The following is an 18,258-nucleotide window of genomic DNA, read 5'->3' as shown; positions in this document are numbered from 1 at the left end:
CGCCGCGCCCTCCTTTTCACGGCCGCCGAGAAGGCCGCGCGCCCAGGGAAAGACCGTCGATGATGATCCCCGACAGCGACCAGACGGCGCAGATCCATCGCCTGTTTCGCGATCGCATTCAAGACGATGCGCCGGGCGCCGTGCTGGCGGTGCTGAGCGGCGGGGAATGCGTGCTGGAACAGGCCTATGGCCGCGCGGATCTCGCTCAGAACGTGCCGCTCGACGGCGCGAGCGTGCTGCGCGTGGGCTCCCAGAGCAAGCAGTTCGCGGTCTATCTCGCGCTCCAACTGGCACGCGCGGGCAAACTCTCGCTGGACGATGCGGTGGGCGCGCATCTTCCCTGGGTGCCCGACGCCTGGCGCCACGTGCGCCTGCGCAGCCTTGCCGCCAACACCAGCGGCGTTCGCGACCTGCTGGATCTGATGGTGCTGGGCGGGGTGAATGCGCTCGGTCCGGTTTCGCGCGAGCTGGAGCGGCGGGTGATCGCCATGAGCCCCGGCCTCGCCGCCGAAGAGGGCGCGGACCTGCTGTATTCCAACAGCAATTTCCTGCTGCTCACCGACGTGGTGGAGACGGCCTCCGGTGCGCCGTTCGAGGAGTTGCTGGCGCAATATGTCACCGGCCCGCTCGGCATGGCGGACACCCGCCTGCTGCGGCGGGACGATGAATGGACGCCGCGCCTCGCCAGCCATTATCGCCGCGACGGGGCGGGCGGCTTTCTGCGCGGCACCTCGCTTGCCGCTTTGGGCGGGGAGGGCGGGCTGGTGTCCACCCGCGCCGACATGGTGCGCTGGCAGAAGCACCTGCGCGCTTGCCACCTCGCCGGCGATCCCATCATCGCCGAAATGGAGCGCGGCGGCCCGCTCGCCAACGGCACGCCCTCGCCCTATGGGCTCGGCCTCGTGCGCACGGTGCATGGCGGCGTGACGGGCATCGGGCATGGCGGCTCGGTGGTGGGGGCGCGTTCGGAATCCGTGCGCTTTCCCGAGGTGGATCTCGGCGTGGTGCTGATCGCCAATCGCGAGGACCTTCCCGTGTTCGCCTTGGTGCGGCAGGTGCTTGACATCCTGCTGCGCCGCCCCTCCGCCGCGCGCCTGTCTGAGGAAGCGCTGGTGCCGCTGCGGACCATGAGCGGGCTGTGGCGGGAAGACGGCGGCGGGCGCGTGCTGGAGCTCGCGGCCGACGCCGAGGGCGCGATGCTCACCACCAGCATGGGGCCGGCGCCGCTGGTACTCGCGGAGCAGGTACGGGCGGAGCAGGTGGCGGCGGACCAGGCGCGGGGTGAAACTTGGGTCGCGCCGCAGATGGCGCTGCCGCCGCTCGCCTTGCTGGCGCAAGCGGACGAAGGGCTGCATGTCGCGCGCTGGGGCCGCGCGGCGCGCTTCGTGCCTGCCCGCCCGGACGCGCCCTTCGCCGACCCGCGCGGCCGCTATCGGGCGCGGGACGTGGCGCTGGACGCGGAGGTGACGGGAGACGCGGGCGACCTGCGCATCGCGCTCGCCTCGCCTTACGGCGTCTGCCGGGCGCGCCTCCTCGCCTGCGACGGCGATCTGTTCCGCGCGGTGCCGGATGCCGGGGATCTGCACGGGCGCTGGCTCGCCTCGCCCTGGAATTCCGCTTGGCTGTTCAGCCTGTGGGTGCGGCCCGGCGGCTTCGTGCTGAATTCGGACCAGAGCGCGAATCTTATGTTCGAACGCGCGTGACGCGAAGGCGCCGGCCGCCCCGTGCGCTTTGGTTTCAGCCCCGTTTGCCGGCCTCCGCTTCCACAACCTTCGCGCGCAGCTTAAGCTGCTCGGCGATGCGGCGGGGGCTGATCATGCGTGCGAATCGGGTGAAGACTCTGGTGCGGCTTGCTGCGGCCTGCGTCTGTCTGGCCTTTCTTGTGCCGCCCGCCGTGGCGGCGGACGGACGGGCGAAATTCATCGCCGAGAACCACTGCAAGATCTCAGACCGCCTCTTCGTGACCTACCTCGAGCGGCAAAAGCTGAACCGATTTGTCGCTGTGTCGGTGAAGGGCGGGCGCCAGAAATATGTGCAATGCCTGCTGCTGGAGGACAATAAGCAGATGCTGTGCGAGGCGGCCTCCGGCTTCTATGGCGTGAAGAAAGGCGAGGTCCGGGACGAGGTGCGGATGAGCAACCTTGCGATCCTGGAGGCGGCGGGGTTTGACACCGACAGTTCAGAGGGGAATTTTCAGAAGCTTCTGGTTATTTTGAAGCCCGGTGAGGACCTTGACCGCGTCGCCGATATGATGCTCGGCCTGTTGTATGATCTTTTCGGCGCGCGCCGCGGCGATCAGCTGACCTATGTGGCCCCGATGGCAATGGACCTTTCCGACCGATCCCGGTGCCCGGCGGCGTCCGAGCTGCCCTGACCGCGACCCTACGATTCGTCGCCCCTCATGCCCGCCATTCGCCGCCCGCCTGATCCATGGCGGCGAAGAGCTGGGCCGGGTCCAGGGCGGCGATGGTGCCGACGCGGCCGGTCATGGTCCGCGCCATGAGCATCGCGTTCAAGACCGCTTCCTCGATGCCTTCCACCACCGCCAGCAGCAGCGGATCGAGGCTTTCATTGGCATGCCATTCCAGGGTGGAGAGGGGTTTTTCCGGCAGCGGCCCCGGCCCGCCGGCGGTGGAGAAGGCGACGAACATGTCGCCCGAGGCATTGCCCGACGGCGTGCCGCCGCGCGCGATGCCGAGCCCGCCGCGCCGCGCGAGGCGCTCCAGCTGGGTTGGATAGAGCGGCGCGTCGGTGGCGATGATGCCGATGATGGAGCCGCTTTCGCGATTGATGCCGCGCGGGTCCGGCAGGTGGCGGCCCACCGGCAGGCCCAGGACCTGGAGCCAGGGGCGGATGCCGTGATTCGCCTGCACGAGCACGCCCACCGTGAAGGTGCCGGCCGGCGTGCGCACGAGGCGCGAGGACGTGCCGGTGCCGCCCTTGAAGCCGTAGCAGATCATGCCCGTGCCGCCGCCCACATTGCCCTCGTCGACGGGGCCGGACCTCGCGGATTCGATGGCGGCGATCACATCCTCCTCGCTGACGTGCTGGCCGACGATGTCGTTCAGATAGCCGTCGAAGGTTTCCGCCGCCACCGGCATCACCCAGCTTTCATGCTCCAGCTTGTCGCGGAAGCGCCGGCACATCCAGCGCACCGTGGCATGGTGGGCGAGGCCGACCGAAAATGTGTTGGTGACGGTGATCGGCCCGGAGAGCCAGCCGGCCTCCCGGATCCAGTGCGTGCCGGTCATTTCGCCGCTGCCGTTCTGCGAGAAGAAGCCGGCCCACACCGGGTCCACCACCTGCGCCAGGGGGCGCGGCAGCACGGCGGTGACGCCCGTGCGCACCGGCACGTCCTCGCCCCGCACGAGGGTGCTGAAGCCGACTTCAACCCCCCGCACGTCCGTGATCGCATTCAGCGGCCCCGGCTGGCCGGGCAGGCGCAGGCCGGCATCGCGGGCCCGTTGCCGGCTTAGGTTTTGGTCATGCCCGGAGGGAGCGCTTGTCGTATCTGTCATGGTCTCCGCCCGCGCGCACCAGCGTATCTGCAATGAAACTACAGAAGAAGTGCGTCCTTCATAAGACATCGTGATTTAGCCGCCTGTCATAGGCGTGTCGCAGTTTCGGGATCATTGGGGCTTCGCTCGCGGTAGAAACTTTCGGGGCATCATGAAATCGCATCAAGACGCGATGACGCTGAGCCATGCCTTGGCATTGAGCGCGGGGACAGCCGCAGGCATCACCTATTTCGGAGCCAGCAGGGGCTCCAGCTTCCTGTCCTACGCCGGTCTGCGCACCCGCGCGCTGCGATGGCTGCACCGGCTTGGCGAAGCCGGCGTGCGGCCCGGCGACGAGGTGCTGATCGCCACCGACGACACCGAGCTGTTCACGGCCCTGTTCTGGGCCTGCATCCTCGGCCGCATCATCGCGGTGCCCGTCTCTACGCCCACCGGCGATGAAGGGGCGCTGAAGATCGGCCATATCTGGGGCGTGCTGCACCGGCCCTGGCTTGTGGGCGATGCCCGCGTCGCCGGGCGCGTGCGCGCGGTGGCCGACCAGCTCGACCCGGGAAGCGCCGCCGCGCTCGCAACCATCGAGGCGCGCACCCTGGTGGCCGACAGCGCGCAGATCGAAGGACCCGAGGCCGCGCAGGCCGAGGTCGGGCCGGACGATATCGCCTTCGTGCAATTCTCCTCCGGCTCCACCGGCGCGCCCAAGGGCGTGATGGTGACGCACGCCAACCTGGTGACCAATTGCGCCGCCATCCTCGGCGCCATCGATCATCCCGGCGGGCGGCCGCGCTTCGTGAGCTGGATGCCGCTGACCCATGATTTCGGCATCATCTGGTTCCACATTCTGCCGACGATATTCGGTCTCGACCACGGCCTGATTCCGACCAAGCTGTTCGTGCGCAATCCCCTGGTGTGGATGCAGGCGGCTTCCGATCTGAAGGCGAATGTCACCGGCGGCCCGAACTTTTCCTATCGCCATTTCCTCAAATATTTCGAGCCCGACGCGCCGCGCGACTGGGACCTTTCGAACCTGCGGGTGATCGCCAACGGCGCCGAGCCCATCGCCTGCGCGCTCGGCGAGGAATTCTCCCGCGCGCTCGCGCCGTTCCAGCTGCCGCAGACCGCGCTGACCCCGGCCTATGGGCTCGCGGAAGGCACGCTGGTGGTCTCCATGGCGCCGCCGGACGAAGCCATGTGCAGCGTGGTGGTGGACCGCGCGCAGGTGAGCCCCGGCCTGCCGGTGCGCGAGATCGACGGCACCGAGGCCGGCGTCTCGCCGGTGGATTTCGCCGATATCGGCCGCCCCATCGCCGATGTGGCGGTGCGCATCGCCGCCGAGGACGGCGCCGAACTGCCGCAGGGCGTGGTCGGGCGCATCCAGATCCGCGGCGGCAGCGTGACGCGCGGCTATTACAACAACGACGCCGCCACGCGCGCGGCCTTTACCGCCGACGGCTGGCTCGATACCGGCGATCTTGGGTTCCTGCGCAATCATCGCCTCATCGTCACCGGCCGCCGCAAGGATGTGATCATCCTCAACGGCGCGAACTTCTATCCGCAGGACATCGAGCGGGTGGCGAGCGCGGTTGAGGGGCTCGACCTCAACATGGTGGTGGCCTGCGCCATCGGCCGCGACATCACCGGCGACGACCGCGAGCATGTGGCGCTGTTCGTGCTTCACCGTCGCGATTCGGCGAGCTTCGCCCCCATCGCCGCCGGCGTGCGCGACGCGGTGCTGCGCGAGATCGGCATTCCGGTGGACTATGTGCTGCCGGTGGCGCGCATTCCCAAGACCACCAGTGGCAAGGTGCAGCGCTATCAGCTCGTGCAGCGCTTCGTCGCCGGCGAGTTCCGGGAGGTCCGCGCCGATCTGGAAGCGCGCGAGGCGGCGGATGCCGCCGCGCTCGCCGCCGCCTTCGCGGCCGGCGAGGAGGCGCCATTCGCGGCGCAGCTGCGCGCCCTCGCGCAGCGGATCGTGGAGGGCGGCGAGATCGCCCTTGACCGGCCGCTCATGGAAAGCGGCTTCACCTCGCTGCGGCTGGTGGAATTCGCCCGCCGCCTCACCCTCGCCCTGGGCCTGCGGGTGCAGGTGACCTTCCTGTTCGAGCACGCGACCCTTGCCGCCATCGCAGCGGCGCTTCTCGCCCTGCCGCGCGCCGATGCGGGGGCGGATGCGCCTGCCGATGACGCGACGCCCGGCGCGCGGCTGGCGCTTCTGCCCGCGTCAGCGCCGCGCATCGCCGTGAGCGGCCTCGCGCTGCGCCTGCCCGGCGGGGTGGAGACGCCGGACGCCTTTCTCGATCTGCTGCTGGCCGGGCGCGATGCCACGGGCGACAAGCCGGCCGGGCGCTGGGGCGATCTGCCCGCCGGGCTCTGCATCACCGAGCGCGGCGGCTATCTGACCGATATCGAGACCTTCCCGGCCCGCTTCTTCAATCTCACGCCCGCCGAGGCGGAAGCGATCGATCCCCAGCAGCGCCTGTTGCTGATGACCGCCTGGGAAGCGCTGGAGCGGGCGGGGCTCGATCCGACCGCCCTCAAGGGCTCGCGCACCGGCGTGTTCGTGGGCGTGAGCGCGGGCGACTATGTGCAGGCGCAGGCCCGCGCCGGCCGGCTTGACGCCATCGGCCCCTACGCCTTCACCGGCACGATCCCGAGCGTCGCCGCCGGGCGCCTCGCTTATGTGCTGGGCCTCCAGGGGCCGGTTCTGTCCGTGGATACGGCCTGCTCCTCCTCGCTCGCGGCGCTGCATCTGGCGGTGCGCGCCCTGCGCTCGGGCGAATGCACGCGCGCCATTGTGGCCGGCGTGAACCTCATCCTCAGTCCCGACCTCCAGGTGGGGCTGACGCGCATGAATGCGCTCTCCGCGGACGGCCGGTGCAAGAGCTTCGATGCGGCGGCCGACGGCTATGCGCGCGGCGAGGGCTGCATCGCCCTGGTGCTGGAGGCCGAGACCGCGCGGCCGGCGCGGGTGCTCGCTTATGTGCGCGGCAGCGCGATCAATCACGACGGCGCCTCGAACGGCCTCACCGCACCCAACGGCGCCGCCCAGCGGGCGGTGATCGCCGAGGCGCTCGCCGATGCCGGGCTTGCCCCGGCGGATGTGGATTATGTGGAAGCCCACGGCACCGGCACGCCGCTCGGCGATCCCATCGAGGCCATGGCGCTCGCCGAGGCCTATGGGCGCGGGCGCGCGGCGCCGCTGAAGATCGGCTCGGTGAAGAGCAATATCGGCCATCTGGAAGCCGCCGCCGGCCTTGCGGGCCTCGCCAAGCTGCTGGTGGCGCTGGAGGCCCGCGCGCTGCCGGCCTCGCTGCATCTTAATACGCCCAATCCGCTGATCCCCTGGGCCGAGCTGCCGCTCGCGCCGGTGACGGTGGCCACCCCCTGGCACAGCCCCACGGGCGCGCCGCTGCGGGCCGGCCTCTCCTCCTTCGGCATGAGCGGCACCAACGCCCATGTGGTGATCGAGCAGGCCGAGGACGCGTCGAACGACGCTCCGGAAGAGGCCGCGCCCGTGTCCGCGCGCCCGACCATCCTGCCGCTGTCCGCCCGCACGGCGGAGGACCTCGCGCGCCTCGCGACGCGCTATGCCGACGCGCTGGAGGGGGCGGACATCGCCCGCCTACACGATCTCGCCCGCACCGCCGCCTGCGCTCGCGCGCAGTTCGAGCATCGCTTCGCGGTCTCCGGCGCGAGCACGGACGACATGGTGGCGGCGCTGCGCGGGGCCACCTCGCGCCGGGCCGAGGGCGCAAAGGCGCCGTCCCTGGTCTTCCTGCTGCCGGGGCAGGGCGCCCATGCGCCGGAAACCGTGCGCCACCTGTTCGCCGCGGAACCCGCCTTCCGGTCCGCGCTGCTGGAGGCGGATGCGGCGCTCGCCGGCGTGCTCGATCGCCCCTTGAGCGAGATCCTGCTGGGCGAGGACGCCCGCCTGCTCGCCCAGACCCGCTACAACCAGCCCGGCGCGGTCGCGCTCGCTCTGGCGGGCGCGGCGCTGCTGCGCAGCTTCGGGCTTGAGCCCGATGCGGTCCTCGGCCATTCGGCGGGCGAAATCGCCGCCGCCGCCATCGGCGGGCTGATCGCGCCGGATGCGGCCCTGCGCTTCGCGGCCGCCCGTGGCGCGGCCATGGATGCCCTGCCGTCCGGCGCCATGGCGGCGGTGGAGGCGGAGCCGGCGGTGATCGCCGAAATCCTCGCCGAGCTTTCCGACCGCGTCTGCGTCGCCGCCTGGAACGGGCCGATGCGGGCGACCCTCTCGGGCACGCATGAAGGCGTCGCCCTCGCCGGTGCGCGGCTTGGGGCGCGCGGCTGCCGGGTGACCCCGCTCAGCGTCTCCCATGCCTTCCATTCGCCCATGATGGATGGGGCGCTGGAAGCGATCCGCGCCGCCGCCGCGACCCTCGCACCCGGCACGCCCGCCTGCCGCGTCATCTCCTCGCTCACGGGCACGGCCCTGCGCCCCGGCGATCTGGCGGACGGCGCCCATTGGGTGCGCCATGCCCGCCAGCCGGTGGCGTTCGCCGCCGCCCTTTCCACCGCCGCTCAATCCGCTGCCGGCGAAGGCGGGCCGATCCTGATCGACCTCGGCGTGCGGCCGGTTCTGGCGCCGCTGGCGGCGGCGGCACTGCCTTCGGCCCGCGTGCTGTCCTGCTTCGATGCGCGCCAGGGCGAAGCGGCGCTGCTGCGCCTCGTCGGCACCGTGTTCGAACTTGGCCAGCCGATCGCCTGGCCGGCGGTGTTCGCCGGCCGACCGGGCCGCATCGCCGATGCGCCCACGTCCCCCTTCACCGGCCGCACGCGGGTGCTGCCCATCAGTCATGCGGGGGTGCCCATGGCGCAGAGTCCGACGGGCCCCGCGCCCGAAACCGCTTCGCAAGCAACCGTGCCGGCCGCGCCGGCGCCCGCTGCCCGCGCCCTGCCGCGCGCCGCCGTCGCCGGCACCATCCGCACCATATTGCGCGGCATCGCCGGCCTTGCCCCGCAGGATGTGGAGGGCGGCACCTCCTGGTTCAGCCTGGGGCTGGATTCGCTGCTGGTGGTGCAGCTCCAGCAGGCGCTGGCGCGGGAATATGCCATCGACCTGCCGCTGGCCGAGGTGATGGAGCGCGGCGACACGCTCGACAAGCTCACCGACCTCGTGCTCGACCGCGCCGCCCCGCCCATGGAGGCCGCGCCGGCCCCCGCCAGCACACCGTCGCCCGCCTCCGCGCTATCGCCCGCCGCCATGTCCGCCCCGGCCCTCGTGCCGCCGGTCGCCGAGGGCGCGAACGCTCTGATGGCCTTGCAGATCGAGGCCATGAGCCGGCTCTTCACCCAGCAGCTCGCGGCGCTTGGCGCTGGCGCGCCCCCGGTGGTGGCATCCCCGCCGGCGCTCGCCGCCGCCGCACCCGCTGCCCGTCCTGTCGACAGGGCGGCAGCCCCGGCATCGGCACCCGCCGCGAAGCAGGAAGTGAAGGGCCTGTTCAAGGCCGACCGCAGCCAGCGCAGGGAATTGGGCGCGGCCCATGCCGCCCATGTGCATCGCCTGGCGCAGGCCTATAACGCGCGCACCGGCGCCTCCAAGGCCCATACGGCGGCGCATCGCGACGTCTATGCCAATCCGCGCGCGGTCATCGGCTTCCGCCCGGAATGGAAAGAGCTGAACTATCCGCTCCATGTGGAGCGCGCGGAAGGCCCGTTCGTGTTCGACATGGACGGCCACCGCTATGTCGACATCACCATGGGATTCGGCGTGACCCTGTTCGGGCACAATCCGCCGTTCGTGCGCGACGCGCTGCTGGCCGAAACTGCCGCCGGCTATCCCATCGGCCCGCAGACCCCGCGCGCCGGGCGGGTCGCCCGCAAGATCCAGGACATGACGGGCGCCGAGCGCGTCGCCTTCTTCACCACCGGCACCGAGGCGGTGATGGTGGCGCTGCGCCTCGCCCGCGCCAAGACCGGCCGCCGCAAGATCGTGACCTTCGTGAATTCCTACCACGGCACGTTCGACGGCGTGCTGGCCGTGGGCTGGGCGGACGGCGCGAAGGTCAACACCATGCCGGTCAGCGACGGCACGCCGGAAGGCATGGTGGAGGACGTGATCGTGCTGCGCTACGGCGAGGCCGATGCGCTCGATATCCTCGCCCGCCATGCCGACAGCCTCGCCGCCGTGCTGGTGGAGCCGGTGCAGAGCCGCGATCCCGTGGTGCAGCCGCGCGCCTTCCTGCATCGCCTGCGCGATCTCACGCAAGCGCATGGCGTGGCCTTGATCTTCGACGAGACCATCACCGGCTTCCGCGTGCATCCCGCCGGCGCCCAGCACCATTTCGGCGTGAAGGCGGACATCGTCACTTATGGCAAGGTGGTGGGCGGCGGGCTGCCCATCGGCGTCGTCACCGGCACGGCGCATTATCTCGACGCGGTGGACGGCGGCAACTGGCTCTATGGCGACGACAGCGTGCCCACCGCCCGCACCGCCTTCGTGGCCGGCACCTTCAACAATCATCCCCTCACCATGGCCGCCGCCGAGGCGACGCTGGATTATCTCGCGGCCCAGGGCGAAGGGCTGCAAGACGCGCTGAACGCGCGCACCAAGGCCATGTGCGACGAGCTGAACGCCTGGTTCACGGTCGAGGATCTGCCCATCCGCATGGTGCACTTCTCCTCGCTGTTCCGCTTCGACTATGGCGGCGATACCGAAATCCTGAACTATCACCTGCTGAAGAACGGCATCTTCGTGTGGGAGGGGCGCAATTGCTTCCTCTCCACCGCCCATGGGGATGCCGAGGTGCGCTTCCTCATCGATGCGGTGAAGCTAGGCATCGCCGAGATGCGCGAAGGCGGGTGGCTGCCGCCGCGCGATCCCGCAACGCCGCCCACCGGCCCGCAGCCCGGCGCCTTTCCGCTCGGCCGGGGCCAGCGCGAGATGCGCGCGCTGATCGCGGCGGATGCGCAGGCGAGCCTTGCCTATAACGAGATGGTGGCGCTCGATCTTTCCGGCCCGTTGGACGCGGCGGCGCTGCGGCGCGCGTTTGCGGCGCTCGTCGCCCGGCACGATGCGCTGCGCATCGTGCGGCTGGACGAGGCCGGCTGTCACCTGTCCCCCACCGCCGAGGCGGCCTTCGCCTGCGAGGATATCGCCGCCGCGGGCGTGCGGGCGCGGCTGGAACGCGACCTTGCCACCGCCTTCGATCTTTCGCGCGGGCCGTTCGTGCGGGCGCTGCTGCTGCGCCTCTCGGCCGAGCGCCATGTGTTCGCCTTCACCGCCCACCACATCGTCGCCGACGGCTGGTCGCTCGGCCTGATGGCGAGCGAACTCGCCGCGCTCTATGGCGCCGAGGTGAGCGGCGCCCCCGCGGCCCTGCCGCCGGCCCGCTCCTTCGGCGATTTCGTCGCCTGGACGCGCGATCTTCCCCCCGCCGACGGACAGATGGCGTCCGCCGTGCCGGTGGCGCTGCCGCGCATGGGCGCGGGAGACGACGGGCGCGTGCATCTGAAGGCCGACCGCGTGCGCGGCGCCGACATTTTCGACGATGCCAAGGCCTTTGCCCGCCAGAAGGGCGTGAGCCCCTTCATGGTGATGCTGGCGGCCTATGCGCTGCTGCTCGGCCGGCTCGGCAATCAGCGCCGCCTGACCATCGGCGTGCCGCTCGCGGGCCACACCGCTTCCGCCCTGCCGGTGATGGTGGGCGCGGCCTCCGCCATCCTGCCGGTGACGCTGGACCTGGATCCCGCCGCCCCGTTCGACGCGCTGGTGGCGCAGGTGCGCGCGGCCCTGAACGCCGCCCAGCGCGCGGCGACGCAGCTCCTGGGCGACGAGGTTCCCGTCGAGGGTGTCAGCGTCAACGTGCTGTTCAACCTGGATCGCGGGTTTGAATTGCGCCTGCCCGGCCTTGCGCTCGATTGGATCTCCCCGCCGGTGCGCAACGCCAAGAAGGACCTGTTCCTGAACCTGCTGGAGTTGAACGGGGAAACGCTGATCGACCTCGACCATGCCGGCGCGGTGGCCGATGGGCCCACCGCCCGCCGCTGGCTCGACAGCTTCCTGTCCCTGCTCGCCGAGGGCGTGCGCGCGCCGCAGACCGCCCTTGCGGACCTGCCGCTCTCGCCGGCCGATCGCGCGGCGCAGGGCGCGGCTGAGATCGCCGGCCGCGCGGCGTTCGACGTGTTCGACCGCGCCGCCGCCATCGGGGTTCCCGCTCCGCTCGCCGCGCGCGACGCCGCAGGGGCCTGGGTGCGCACCGGCCAACTGGGCGTTCTCGCGCCGGACGGGCGGCTCGCCCTCCTCGGCCGGGAAGAGGATTTCGCCGTGACCTCCACCGGCCTTGTGGATCTGCGGCCCATCGCGCAGGTGCTGCGGGAGCATCCCGCGCTCGCCGATGCCGCCCTGGTGCGGGAGGGCGAGGGCCTCACCGCCTTCGTCGTGGGGCGCACGGGCGTCGCGCCGGATTTCGCGGCGCTCGCCGCCTATTGCGCACTGCGCCTGCCGGTGGAAAGCCGGCCGGACGCCTTCGTGGCCTGCGCCGCGCTGCCCGTGCGCGCGGACGGCACGCATGATCGCGCCGCGCTCGCCGCTGTGCCGGACCCGCGCGTGCCCGCCCGCCTGATGGTGGCGCCGCGCACAAGCGAGGAACAGGTGATCGCCGGCATCTGGGCCACCGTGCTGGGCCTGAAGCAGGTGGGCGTCACGGAAAGCTTCTTCGATCTCGGCGGCCACAGCCTCAAGGCGCTGGCCATCCTCGCCCGCGTGGAAGCCGCGCTCGGCCGCGCGGTGCCGCTGCGGGCCTTCTTCGAGCAGCCGACCGTGGCCGGGCTCGCGGCCAGTCTCTCCCGGGGCGCCGCGCACGCGCCCATCGCCCCGCTGCCGCCGGCCGCCGATTATGCCCCCGCCAAGGTGCAGGCCGGCCTGTGGATGCTGGAGCAGATGGACCCCGGCCTGATCGCCTACAATATCGGCTTCGTGCTGCACGCCGCCCACTCCTTCGACGAGCCGGCGCTGGTCCGCGCGCTGACCCGCCTCGCTGCCCGCCACGAGAGCCTGCGCACCGCGCTGGTGGAGGTGGACGGCCTGCCGCGGCAGGTGATTTCCCCCGAACCGAGCCTCGACCTGCGGGTGGAGGCGGCGGCGGACCTATCGCCCGAGGGGCGGGATGCGGTGCTGCTGGACTTCGTGCGTGCCCCGTTCGCGCTCGACCGGGCGCCGCTCTGGCGCGCGCTGCTGCTGCGCGGCGGGCAGGGTGGAGAATCTTGCGCCTTCACGCTCCACCACATCATTTCCGATGTCTGGTCGGTGGGGGTCTTCACGCGCGACCTGCTGGCCCTGCTCACGGAAGAGACCGCCGGCGCGCCCGCCGCTCTGCCCGCGCTCGACATTCAATACAAGGACACCATCGCCGCCCCGCGCCCCGATGCCGAGGCGCATCTCGCCTATTGGCGCGCGCGGCTTTCCGGCGCGCCGGTGCTGGACTTGCCGGCCGACTTCCCGCGTCCGGCCCGCAAGACCCATGACGGCGACCATGTGGTGCAGCTCATTCCCGCCGCCGAGGCGGCCGCGCTGAAGGCGCTGGCGGCAGCGCGGGGCGCGAGCGCCTTCACCGCCGTGGCGGCGGCCTTCCAGGCCCTGCTTTGCGGCCTCACGGGGGCGCGCGACCTCGTCATCGGCACGGTGACGGCCGGTCGCGACCATCCCGCCACCGCCGACCAGATCGGCTTCTTCGTCAATACGCTGGCGCTGCGCGGCCGGATCGACCCGGACCAGCGCTTCGCCGCGCTGCTCGACGGCACGCGCGACGCCCTGCTGGCCGCCGCTGAGCACGGCACCGTGCCGTTCGACCGTGTGGTGGAGGCGCTCGGCGCGCCGCGCGATGCCGCGCGCAATCCGCTGTTCGAGGTGGTCCTGGTGATGGACGACCGGGACGAGATTTCCCGCCTGCTGCGCGGCACGGGCCTGACCCTCAACGAGGTGGATATCCCCGCCGCCCAGTTCGACCTCACCCTTTATGTGACCGATAGCGCCGACGGCCTGCGCATCAAGGCCACCTACAACACCCGCCTGTTCGTGCGGGCCCGTGTCGCCGGCTGGATGGCGCGGCTTGCGGAACTCGTGCGCGCGGTCTGCGCCGATGCGCGCGCGCCGCTCGCGGGGCTGATTTCGCACGAGACCGCCGCCGCTCCGGTGGCGCCGAGCTTCCATCAGGAACGGCTCTGGTTCGTGGACCGGTTCGAGCGCGGCGTGCTCTATCCGGCCGGGCCGACTTATTACAACATGCCGGTGATCGCCCGCATCGACGGCGGGCTGGAGACCGCGCGCCTGGAGCGGGCGGCGCAGCGCCTCGTCGCGCGCCACGAGATCCTGCGCATGGCGCTGGCCACCCGCGAGGAGCGGCCGGCGCTCGATATCAAGGCCGAGGCGCGCCTACCCGTCGAGGAAATCGAGGTCTCCCCCGGCGCCGGGCTCACCGCGCTGGAGGCGGCCTCCCGCCAGTCCTTCACGCTCGATGCCGCGCCGCTCGCCCGCCTCACCCTCTGCCGCGAGCGCAATGGCGGCACCAATTTCACCGCCACCTGGCTGGCGCTGACCGCCCACCACGGCATCGCCGACAAGGCGAGCCTCCATCGGCTGATGGGCGAGCTTGCCGATCTCTATGCCGCCCCCGACGGGGACATGCCGGCGACCGGCGCCTTCAGCCGTGAAATCGCCGCCCCCGAGCGTGCCGCCGAAGCCAGCCATGGCGCGGCCGCCGCCCATTGGCGCGCCCGCATGGCGGGGCTCGCGGCCCTCGTCCTGCCCACCGATCGTCCGCGCCCGGCAATCCACACCTACACCGCCGACCGCGCGGCCGGCTGGGTGGATGGCGCGACGCTGGCCCGGCTCGACGCCTTCGCCGCCGGCGAGGGCCTGTCGCGCCGCGATGTGCTGCGGGCCTGCTATCAGGCGCTGCTGCACCGGCTGTGCGACCAGGCCGACATCATCATCGGCGAGCCGCTGGAGCCGGCCGGCGCGCCCGCCGCGCTCGGCCCGCTCACCAATCTCCTGCCGCTGCGGGTCAGCGTCGATCCGGGCGAGAGCTTCGCCGCCTTCGCCCGCCGCTCCGCCGCCCGCGCGGCCCAGGATGCCGCCCACGGCGCCATGCCGTTCGACCTTGCCGTGCTCGCGGTGAAGCCGAAGAACGACATGAGCCGCACCGCTTTGTTCGATGTGCTGTTCCATTATGACGCCGGGCACGGCGCGCCGGCGGCCGGGTGGCACGGCGTCGATACCGGCCTCGGCTGGGGCAAGTATGACCTCGTGCTGTCGCTCACCGCCGATGCGGACGGCGTGGCGACCAGCCTCGTCTTCAATCGGGACCTGTTCGACCCCGCGACCGGCGCGGACATGAGCGAGCGCTTCGTGCGGCTCGTCTCCGCCGCCATGGCCGCGCCCGGCAGCGCGCTTTCGACCCTCGACATCCTGCTGCCGGGCGAGCGCGCCGCGCTGCTCGCCCGCGCCGCGGATGTGGCGGATTATCCCGCCGACGTCACCCTGGTGTCCGTGTTCGAGGCGGTGGCGGCCGCCCATGCCGCGCGGATCGCCGTGAGCGATGCGGCCGGCGCCCTGACATACGAGGCGCTCAACGCCCGCGCCAACCGCATCGCCCATGCCCTGATCGCGCACGGCGTCGCCGCGGACGAACTGGTGGGCCTGCTGGTGGGGCGCACCCAAGCCATCCCGACCGGCATCCTCGGCATCCTCAAGGCCGGCGGCGCCTATCTGCCCATCGATCCCGCCTATCCCGAGGATCGCATCCGCTTCATGACCGGCGACAGCGGCTTGCGCCTGATCGTCACCGATGCCGCGCACGCGGCGCTGGCCCGTTCGCTCGGGGCGCAGGTGCTGGTGATCGAGGAGGTGGCGCAGGCCGGCGGCGTTCCCGCCAATCCGGCGCCGCGCGCGCGTCCGCAGGATCTGGCCTATGTGATCTATACCTCGGGCTCCACCGGGCGGCCCAAGGGCTGCATGATCGAGCACCGCAACGTCATTCAATTGTTCTTCCATCGCGGTCGCCAGTTCGACTTCGGCCCGCAGGACGTGTGGACCCTGTTCCATTCCGCCTGTTTCGATTTCTCCACCTGGGAACTCTATGGCGCGCTGCTGTTCGGCGGCCGGGTGGTGGTGGTGCCCCAGGAGCTGACCCGCGAGCCCGGCGCGTTCCTGGACCTTTTGGCGCGCGAGGGCGTGAGCGTGCTGAGCCAGACGCCGACCGCCTTCTACGCCCTGACCGACGCCGCCTGCGCGCGCGACGTGCTGCCGCTGCGGCTGCGCGAGATCGTGTTCGGCGGCGAAGCCCTGCTGCCGGCGCGGCTCGCGCCCTGGCGCGCGCGCTATCCCAAGGCGCGGCTGGTCAACATGTACGGCATCACCGAAACCACGGTGCACGTGACCTTCAAGGAGATCGGCGCGGACGAGATCGCCGACGGGCGCAGCGTCATCGGCGCGCCGCTTCCCTCCTATGGCGTGGTGCTGGTGGGGCCGGACCTTTCGCTGCGCCCGCGCGGGCTGACCGGGGAAATCCTCGTCAGCGGGCACGGGGTGGCGCGCGGCTATCTCAACCGGCCGGACCTGACCGCCGAGCGCTTCATCTCCCATCCCGATCTGCCCGGCCAACGGCTCTATCGCTCGGGCGATCTCGGGCGCATCGGGGCGGATGGGGAACTGCTCTATCTCGGCCGCATGGACGACCAGGTGAAGATCCGCGGCTTCCGCATTGAGCTGGGCGAGATCGAGCGCCAGCTGATCGCCCATCCCGGCATCCGCGATGCCGCCGTCATGCCCGAGGGCGCGGACGGCGCGGACAGCATGGGCGAGAGCCTGACCGCCTATCTCGTGCCGCAGGCCAATGCGGAGGGCGCGGCGCTCGGGCGCGAGGCGCTGTTCCACCATCTCGCGGACAAGCTGCCGGACTATATGATCCCGGCCCGCTTCATCCGCGTGGCCGCCATTCCCCTCACCGCCAACGGCAAGGCGGACCGGCGCGCGCTGCGGGCCGAGGGCGGCGCGCCTCTCGGCGCCCAGGGCGGCGCGCAGGGCCAGGGCGCGGCCGCGCTCACGCCGTTCCAGCAGGCGGTGGCCGATATCTGGTGCGAGGTGCTGGATCTGCCGGCGGTGGCGCTGGAGGATAATTTCTTCGAGCTGGGCGGCCACAGCCTGAAAGCCAACCAGGCGGTGGTGCGGCTGCGCCAGCGGCTCGGTGCCAGCCTCGACCTGCGCGATTTCTTTTCCTCCCAGACCCTCGGCGTGCTGGCCGAGCTGATCGCCGGACGCGGCGCTGCCGCCGCGTCTGCGCCGGCGCAGCCTCAAGCCATCCGGCCGGCGGCCAAGGCGCCGGATTATCCGCTCTCCTTCGCCCAGCGCCGCCTGTTCATGGTGCAGGCGCTCGATCCCTCCACCGTCACCTACAACATGGTGGGCGCGATCCGGCTGGAGGGCGTGGTGGATTTCGAGGCGCTCGCCCGCGCCTTCGTGGCGCTGGTGGCGCGGCACGAAATCCTGCGCACCCGCTTCCTCACGCGGGGCGGCGTGCCGCGCCAGGAAATCCTTCCCCCCGGGGCCGACCGATTGTTCCTCACGCGCGGCGCGGGCGGCGAGGATGAGATCGAGCGCCGCCTTCAGGACGAATTCCACCATGTGTTCGACCTGGCCGCCGGGCCGCTGCTGCGGGTGCATCTGCTGGCCGATCCGACGCGCAGCGGCGGGGCGGTCCTGATCAACATCCACCACATCGCCTGCGACGGCTGGTCGGTGACCGTGATGATGCGCGATCTCGAAGCGCTGTACCGGGCCGCGCTCCACAGCCCGCGCGCCGCCGCGATCGACCTGCCGGGCCTGTCGCGCCTGGTGCCGCTGGAGCTGCAATACAAGGATTATGCGGTCTGGCAGAGCGGGCAGGAACTTGGCGCGGCGGCGCGGGCCTATTGGCTCGGCCGCTTCGAGGAAGGCGCGCCGGTGCTGCACCTGTCCACCGATCATGCGCGGTCCGCCCGCCCGAGCGGCGCCGGGCGCATCGTGCCGGCGATCATGGACGATGCGCTGACCGTGGCCTTGAACGCGGTGGCGCGGCGCGCCGACACCAGCCTGTTCGTGCTGCTCACCGCACTGGTGCGGCTGCATCTCGCCCTGCTGTCGGGGGACGAGGACATCGTCATCGGCACCCCGGTCGCCGGCCGCGACCGGCTGGAGCTGGAGCCGCAGGTGGGCTTCTATCTGAACATGCTCGCCCTGCGCGGGCAGGTGCGCGAGGGGGTCGCCTTCGCCGATCTGCTGGCCGCCGAGCGCGCGCTGGTTCTCGACGCCTTCGCCCATCAGGGCTTCCCGTTCGACGCCTTGGTGGAGGCGGTCGGCCCCGCCGAGGAGGAGGGGCGCGCGCCGCTGTTCGACGTGGTGGTGATCCTCCAGAACAACGATCCCGTGCGGCTCGATCTCGGCGCCGCCACCGGCGTCGCCCTGCGCGATGCGAGCGTCAGCGCGAAATATGATCTGAATTTCATGTTCGAGGAGAAGCCGCATCTCGAACTGCTGCTGGAATATTCCAGCGACCTGTTCGATGCCGAAACCATCGCGGCCATGGCGGCGGATTTCGTGCGCCTCGCGCGGGCGGTGACGGCCGCGCCCCAGGCGCTGCTCGGCGATTTGCGGGCGGAGCTGGCGCCGCCCGAGGCACGGCCCGAAACCTCCGGGTCCGCCGCTTCCGCCACGGGCCTGCTCGACCAGCCGGATGCGTGGTGAGCC

General features: G+C 71.5%; 4 protein-coding genes. 3 read left to right on the top strand and 1 reads right to left on the bottom strand.

What is annotated here, in order from left to right; all coding sequences use genetic code 11:
• Window positions 1-59: 59 nt before the first annotated feature.
• Window positions 60-1,703, top strand: coding sequence for a serine hydrolase domain-containing protein (locus V5F84_RS18275; protein WP_394041544.1), 1,644 nt, complete (start codon window positions 60-62; stop codon window positions 1,701-1,703).
• 113 nt (window positions 1,704-1,816) lie between these two features.
• Entirely contained in the window at window positions 1,817-2,374 is a 558-nt protein-coding gene (locus V5F84_RS18270; protein ID WP_394041543.1) for a hypothetical protein, read from the top strand.
• A gap of 25 nt (window positions 2,375-2,399) precedes the next feature.
• On the opposite strand, the gene V5F84_RS18265 is transcribed toward V5F84_RS18270, so the two are convergent.
• Window positions 2,400-3,518: a DmpA family aminopeptidase gene (locus V5F84_RS18265; protein WP_394041542.1), complete on the bottom strand. Its 1,119-nt coding sequence runs from the start codon at window positions 3,516-3,518 to the stop codon at window positions 2,400-2,402.
• Between the two features lie 151 nt (window positions 3,519-3,669).
• Here V5F84_RS18265 and V5F84_RS18260 point away from each other — a divergent pair, with 151 nt between their 5' ends.
• On the top strand, window positions 3,670-18,255 hold the full coding sequence (locus V5F84_RS18260; protein WP_394041541.1) for a non-ribosomal peptide synthetase: 14,586 nt from the start codon (window positions 3,670-3,672) through the stop codon (window positions 18,253-18,255).
• Window positions 18,256-18,258: the final 3 nt, after the last annotated feature.

Source organism: Roseixanthobacter liquoris, from assembly GCF_043195135.2.
Classification (GTDB): Bacteria; Pseudomonadota; Alphaproteobacteria; order Rhizobiales; family Xanthobacteraceae; genus NCEH01.
Note: the sequence above shows the minus strand (reverse complement) of the source record. Positions and strands in the feature narration are given on the sequence as shown.